The organism is Microcystis flos-aquae FACHB-1344 (genome assembly GCF_014698375.1).
Lineage (GTDB): Bacteria > Cyanobacteriota > Cyanobacteriia > Cyanobacteriales > Microcystaceae > Microcystis > Microcystis aeruginosa.
This window is the reverse complement of the sequence record NZ_JACJSW010000091.1, coordinates 1-6,368: the sequence shown is the minus strand read 5'-3', so window position 1 is coordinate 6,368 and position 6,368 is coordinate 1. Positions and strand designations below refer to the sequence as shown.

7 protein-coding genes and 1 pseudogene are annotated in these 6,368 nt (G+C 45.5%); 1 reads left to right on the top strand and 7 read right to left on the bottom strand.

Annotation, left to right across the window (positions count from 1 at the left end; translation table 11 throughout):
- Window positions 1-215: pseudogene (locus tag H6G48_RS06950) on the bottom strand (IS1634 family transposase); the annotation flags it as partial.
- A gap of 325 nt (window positions 216-540) precedes the next feature.
- Here H6G48_RS06950 and H6G48_RS06945 point away from each other — a divergent pair.
- Window positions 541-1,578, top strand: a complete 1,038-nt coding sequence (locus tag H6G48_RS06945; protein ID WP_423202531.1) for an FHA domain-containing protein — start codon at window positions 541-543, stop codon at window positions 1,576-1,578.
- Between the two features lie 137 nt (window positions 1,579-1,715).
- Here H6G48_RS06945 and H6G48_RS06940 read toward each other — a convergent pair whose 3' ends face one another.
- The 6 genes from H6G48_RS06940 to H6G48_RS06915 all read right to left on the bottom strand — a co-directional run bounded on the left by H6G48_RS06940 (window position 1,716) and on the right by H6G48_RS06915 (window position 6,192).
- Window positions 1,716-2,708 carry a 30S ribosomal protein S1 gene (locus tag H6G48_RS06940; protein ID WP_004162767.1) on the bottom strand — a complete coding sequence of 331 codons (993 nt, stop codon included), beginning with the start codon at window positions 2,706-2,708 and terminating at the stop codon, window positions 1,716-1,718.
- 232 nt (window positions 2,709-2,940) lie between these two features.
- Complete coding sequence (gene nrdR / locus H6G48_RS06935) at window positions 2,941-3,456, bottom strand: transcriptional regulator NrdR (protein ID WP_002757126.1); 516 nt, start codon at window positions 3,454-3,456, stop codon at window positions 2,941-2,943.
- Between the two features lie 127 nt (window positions 3,457-3,583).
- Window positions 3,584-3,679: a photosystem II reaction center protein T gene (locus H6G48_RS06930; protein WP_071823417.1), complete on the bottom strand. Its 96-nt coding sequence runs from the start codon at window positions 3,677-3,679 to the stop codon at window positions 3,584-3,586.
- A 104-nt stretch (window positions 3,680-3,783) separates the two neighbouring features.
- Window positions 3,784-4,176: a 50S ribosomal protein L7/L12 gene (gene rplL, locus H6G48_RS06925; RefSeq protein WP_004162771.1), complete on the bottom strand. Its 393-nt coding sequence runs from the start codon at window positions 4,174-4,176 to the stop codon at window positions 3,784-3,786.
- A 44-nt stretch (window positions 4,177-4,220) separates the two neighbouring features.
- A complete protein-coding gene (rplJ, locus tag H6G48_RS06920) occupies window positions 4,221-4,769 on the bottom strand; it encodes a 50S ribosomal protein L10 (protein WP_190720431.1) in 549 nt (182 codons plus the stop codon).
- A gap of 601 nt (window positions 4,770-5,370) precedes the next feature.
- On the bottom strand, window positions 5,371-6,192 hold the full coding sequence (locus H6G48_RS06915) for an IS200/IS605 family accessory protein TnpB-related protein (RefSeq protein WP_242034561.1): 822 nt from the start codon (window positions 6,190-6,192) through the stop codon (window positions 5,371-5,373).
- Window positions 6,193-6,368: the final 176 nt, after the last annotated feature.

Below are 6,368 nucleotides of genomic sequence, written 5' to 3'. Positions count from 1 at the left end.
GGAAGACTTCTAATCACTTCAAAATGAGCGGGAATGCCTTCAGTCATTGACAGTGTTGCCCCTTTAAGAGCCAGTTTTAGATTGTCGATAATATCATCGGGTAATTTTGAGAGGTTGGCCAGGGTTCTTTTTTTGACTTGATCTCCTTCTCGATAGGATTCACGAAGAAGGACAGCGGGGGGGGAATTACGGTTAGGAACTTTTTCTATATACATGACTACCATTCTAGCAAATAGAGAGAATTCTTGTCCATTAAGAAATGTTACAAATTACATGGGTACATTAAGAAAAGTTAAGGGGGTACATCCATTGATGGATAAGGGTTTTGGGCTATTATGGTATATATGTATGGGGGAAGTTCAGCTATATCAAAAACAATTGACAAAAATCGCTAAATGCCTTTCTATATAAGGGTTCCATCCCTTATAACCCCCGTCCATTGCATAACACAAACCGAAGAGCCAAACATCTGAAGAGCTGCGGAATATTCGCTATATGATATGTAGTTACTGCCATCTATCTATTGCAGCTGATCTACCCGTGGATATACTAGGACAACATCCTTATTTACTACTCCATGCCGAGAAGGGACAGCGTTTTTTCCCTCTCGTGGGGAGACCTTACTGGACAATCGGACGGGGCAAAGACAACGATATCGTGATTAAAGATCACTGTATCTCTCGCAATCACGCTATTTTACAATCCACGGAAACAGGAGATTTTTATCTGATCGATCTCGGTAGTCGCAATGGAACTTTTGTTAATGGCAGAAGGGTAGCCATTCCCGTGACTATCCATGACAAAGATCGGATCACCTTTGGCAAAACCGAAGTGCAGTTCTATCGTCCTACTCCCACTAACATAGGCAAGCAACCGCGCAATTTAGAATGGGATACCCCCACCTTCGCCCTCCATGAACGTCGCTTAACATCGGTGATGGTGGTGGATATACGAAATTTTACGGCTTTAACGAGGCAATTAGACGAAAAAGTGCTTTCTTCTCTGATTGGCAATTGGTTTCGCCATGCCGGGAGTATTATCCGCAGTTCCGGCAGTTGGGTAGATAAATATATTGGTGATGCGATCATGGCCATCTGGTTTCACGGCCAACAGGAAGTCAATCAAGACGATATCTTGCAAATTTTCCAAGCAATTACGCAAATATACAGGATGACCCGGGCCTTAAGCGAAGAATATCCCTTACCCTTTAAATTACGCATCGGTGCGGGAGTGAATACCGGTTATGCCATGGTGGGCAATACTGGCAGCGGTGAACATCCAGATTATACGGCGATCGGCGATACGGTCAACGCCGCTTTTCGTTTAGAGTCGGCTACTAAAGAAATGGGTAGGGATTTAGCCATCGGAGCAACTACCTACAGTTATCTCATCGGTTTACCCCATCTCCACCAAGCTTTTAATCAACATACCGTCAGTCTGAAAGGATACGACGATAACACTATTACCTACGGAACCACTTTTGATCACTTGGATCGTTTCCTCGATGCCAACAGTAGTGAGGAGATGACCGGAATTACAGGAGTTGCCAGCAGTGTCGGTTTTCAGGATTTCAATTAAATGAGCGGTTGGGAGACGTTTCAGCGATCAGTGATCAGTAAACAGTAATCAGTGAAAAGACAGTAGGAAACTTCTATTTAATACTGTACACTTAAAACTCAAATCTGATAACTGACGACTGATAACTGATAACTGACCTACTCCTCGGTGGCAGCGAGAACTAAATCTTCCTCCTCCAAGGCGGGAGGACCTTCGATTTCTGCGACTACTTCCGAGACAGTGCGGCCTTCCGCTTCCGCTAGACGTTTTTCTCGGTATTTAATCGCCATTTCTTCCGCTTTTTCAAACACTAACGGGCGATTTTTCAGCATATCTCCCGGTTCGGGTTCTAATTGTTTAGTCGAGAGGGAAATGCGACCTCTTTCGGCATCGAGATCGATAATCATCACTTTTAACTCATCATTGACATTGAAAACCGTGTGGGGGGTGTCAATGTGATCGTGAGAGATTTCGGAAATATGCAGTAAACCACTGACTCCACCGATATCGATGAAAGCACCGTAGGGCTTGATTCCGCGCACGGAACCGATTACCACCTGTCCCACGGCTAAACCGTTCATCTTGCGTTCCACTAAAGCGCGACGATGACTTAAAACCAGACGGTTGCGATCCTCATCCACTTCTAAAAACTTTAAGGGCAATTCCTGACCAACTAAATCCTCTTTCGCCTCTCTGGTGCTAATGTGAGAACCGGGGATAAAGCCGCGGAGACCTTCAATCCTGACTAATGCCCCACCACGGTTAGTGGCAAAAACATTTGATCGCACGGTAGCATCTTCTTTTTGCAATTGACGCACCCGTTCCCAAGCGCGCATATATTCAATGCGACGGATCGACAGGGTTAGCTGTCCATCTTCATTCTCGTCGGTAAGGATGAAAAATTCCCTGGTTTCGTTAGGTTGTAAAACTTCTTCGGGATTATCGACGCGGTTGATCGACATCTCCTGCACGGGGATAAAAGCGGCGGTTTTAGCACCGATATCGATGAGCGCTCCCCGGGGTTCCATGCTGAAAACAGTCCCGGCGACAACATCTCCCGGACTGAAATGATAATCGTATTTGTCTAGAAGGGCGGCAAAATCTTCATGGGTAAAGCCTATGTTTTTGTTTGCGGTTTTTTGGGTGGTCATGTACGTTGTTTGGGCCTCGGAATTTCCGTAGGTTTTTCCTCCTATGTGATGTACAGTTTCTAAATAAAGGAGATGCCTCCCAATTTAGTTCCTAGGCAGGGCCTAGGGGATGAACTGCCGCATCCGGCTTTCTTGCAGGCAATCCGCCTCAAGAATGACTCTTAAGAATCTAACCAGAGCTTGGGCTTTAAATAGCACAAGGGATCCTAATTATAACTGAATCGGGGACTATTTAAGATGAGGTGATCACGCTGGCTTCTTCCACTTGAGACCAAGAAGGATGAGCGCGTTCGATTTCGGAGGATTGCAGCAGCGCTAAAGCGGCGATAAAGTCTCTAATTCCCTGAAAATTGCCATAAACCGAAGCAAAGCGCACATAGGCTACTTCCGATTCTTGCCGGAGGTATTCTAGGACTAATTGACCGATCTCCTGACTTGTTACCTCCCGTTTTGAGTCTTGCTGCAGACGGGATTCGATATCATTGACGATCGCCTCTAATCTTGAGGGGGGAATGCCGGTTTTTTCGCAGGCGCGGACGATACCCCGCAGCAGTTTGCAGCGATCAAAAGATTCCCGTTTACCATCTTTTTTAATCACCGTGATCGGCACGAATTCTATGCGCTCGTAGGTGGTGAAGCGATATTTACACTGTAAGCATTCACGACGACGACGAATGCTCTGACCGTTTTCGGAGGAACGGGACTCTAAAACGCGACTATCGGTATGCTGACAATTAGGACACTGCATAGGAGGCGCTCGGTGAGGGGAACCTTTAATTTAAGCCTTTAAATACGAAAACCAGAGCCGCTAACCTGCTTTTGACAAGCGGGCGGCTCAGGGAAGAAAATTATTAAGTTAAACGGAGTTAAGAAATTTACTTTTGAATCCGGGGAGGTTCCCGGAAGGCGATGGCGAAGAAAATTACCGCCAAGGCCATAGTTAAAACCAAGATGTAAGCGACGCTTTCCATGGTTGGACATCCTACAAGATTGCTATGACAATCCTATAGTATCAGGAAATGAGCTTTTCGGCTTGTCTGGGGATGTAATCTACATCCCCAGAATCAGTGGCGATCTATTTAACGCTAACTTTTGCCCCGGCATCTTCCAGTTTTTTCTTGACGGCGGCGGCATCATCTTTGTTAGTGCCTTCTTTAACCGCTTTGGGAGCGGCTTCTACTAGGTCTTTCGCTTCTTTGAGTCCTAAACCAGTCAATTCGCGCACTACCTTGAGGATAGCAATTTTCTTGTCGGCGGGAACTTCTTCGAGAACGACGTTAAATTCGGTTTGTTCTTCCACAGCTTCAGCGGCGGCCGCGGGAGCAGCCCCGGGAGCGGCCATAATTATGCCACCGGCCGGAGCAGCGGCGCTAACTCCGAAGGTTTCTTCGATACCTTTGACTAATTCCGCAGCTTCTAAGAGGGTCAGGGTTTTCAGTTTTTCTAAGATTTCAGCTACAGCAGACATGGGTTAGACTCCTAATTGTTTGTAAGTGATTGATTGGCGCGGTCTTAAGCCGCTTCTTTTTCTTCTTGACGGGCCACGGCATCGACGGCACGGGCCAAAGAGGCGGGAACTTCGTTGATGCTGCGGGCCAGTTTGGTGGCAATGGCGTTAATTGCTCCGGCGACCTGAGCGATTAACTGTTCTTTCGACGGTAAATCGGCGATCGCTTTGAGCTGATCTTCTGTTAACAGTTGACCTTTGGTCCCTTCTTTGAGGACACCGCCGCGCAATTCGGTTTTTTTGCTTTCTTTTTTGAACTCTTGATAGGCCTTGAAAGCTCCACCGATATCCTCTTTTACGAGCAGAAAGGCGGATGTTCCCGATAAAAGGCTTTTCATCGGTTCCCAGCCACTATCTTCAGCGATCGCCAAGCCCATCAAAGTATTTTTGGTGACTTGACAAATCGTTCCCGTGGGGCGCAATTTGCGGCGTAGATTGCTGATTTCGGCGACGGTTAAACCTTGATAGTCGATGACCATCGTTAATTGAGCTTCCCTCAGGGAGGTTTTTAATTCTTCTAGAATTACTCCCTTGCTTTCTCTGCTTCTCCCCATCCCTTGTTCACCTCCTGTATGCGGGGGATCTGTTCCAGAGGCGCAAAAATAACCCCTTGTAGCGCCGGGGTTGAGTGGAGAGAATCCAGTTCAGGCACGACCAAGACAGAAAATCTCTCTCTTTAGTCTTTTTGGCCGCTGTTTTCTCGCTTTGACCTCGGCAGGGTATTTAAGCTGTTTCGCACCTGCTGTCTTTGGCTTAAGCCAGTTTCTCATTGTAACATTATTGCGGGATTTATGTCAAGCCCTGGGAAGGAGCGAGCGAGGCGATCGCATCCAAAAACCGGCTGAGGTTGAGGTTTTCTGTAGCCCTAAGTCCTCCAATAGACTAAGCTAAGACAAACCCGATCCTCTAGGCTTGTTTACACCTACTAAAAACCTGTTGGTATCTAATAATATCTTATTAGACTAACAGTTTTGGGGCATCGGTGACTCCCCGTGAGTTTGACTGTTTGAAAAAACTACTGGTAGACAAGCAGATTTGACTTTCCTGCCTTTGCTGGGGGGAGATTCCCCCCTTCTAGTTCGGGAAACTGCTAATTGCAGTGCCTCTAGGACTTTCGCTGGTTCAAACATTTGGTGTCGGGAGATATAGCGTTTTTCAGTCTGCTGAGGTACAAAAGTTATGGGTTTTAGGCAAGAGGCAAAAGGCAAGAGGCAAAAGGGAAGAAAAATAGGTGTACCTCACTAGCTTAGGAAACGCTATATTCTGTTCACTCAAGAGCTTACAGAGTTTCCCCCATTGACCCCATGATTGCACTAAACCATCCTCTGGTGATTCAGTACAAATCCCTATGATTGGCCAATAAGAGCGAGGTATCCTCTCACAGAACCCTAATGCTCGTCTGGCAATCACCATGGCCGCAGAAAAAGCTGAATTGAGTCCATATTTAGCCATATATTTTACCATCCCAATAACCGATGTGGCCAAAGGATTTTTGAAAATGACTTCTATCCCATATTTTTCGGCTCTAGCGACTAAAAACGCTCTAAATTTATCATAAACAAAGCCACTAAGCATCCGATTATACTTTTTCGGAGAATGTCTTAACTTAGCTTTCTTTTGACTAAAATCTAAGTCTTCACAAGCGATGGGACATTGAAAAGTTTCAGCTATTCTGACAATTTCAGCCACAATGTTCCTTAAAGATGCTTCAACTTGTCCCGTCGTTCCTGTGGGAATCTCCCAAGAAAATAAGGTTTTCTTTCCTTCTTGTGAAGGTAAGTTTCCATCTCTTTTAACATAAACAAGGTCAATAGATTGAGCATTTAAGTCAATCCCTAGACACCCATTTCTTTGATGAGAAATATAAGGAATTGCTGGCCCATAAGGGGATAAATGAATGTACCATTGATTCTCTTTATGTTCTCTTCTAAAAATCTGAACCGTAACAGGTTTATTAGATTCTAAGGCATAAAGCAAATCAGGTTGGCGTCGTCCATTGACAACAAAATCTAAAGTTATTTTTGTCCCCTAAATTTCTTGATAACAACGAGGAACTGTAATAGTAACAGTGAAAATATCATCTTCTTCTTGGTGCGCGTGCTGGTTCCGAGGTTCCCTCGGAACAGTTCGCTCCGCTTGATGATCAATTTTCG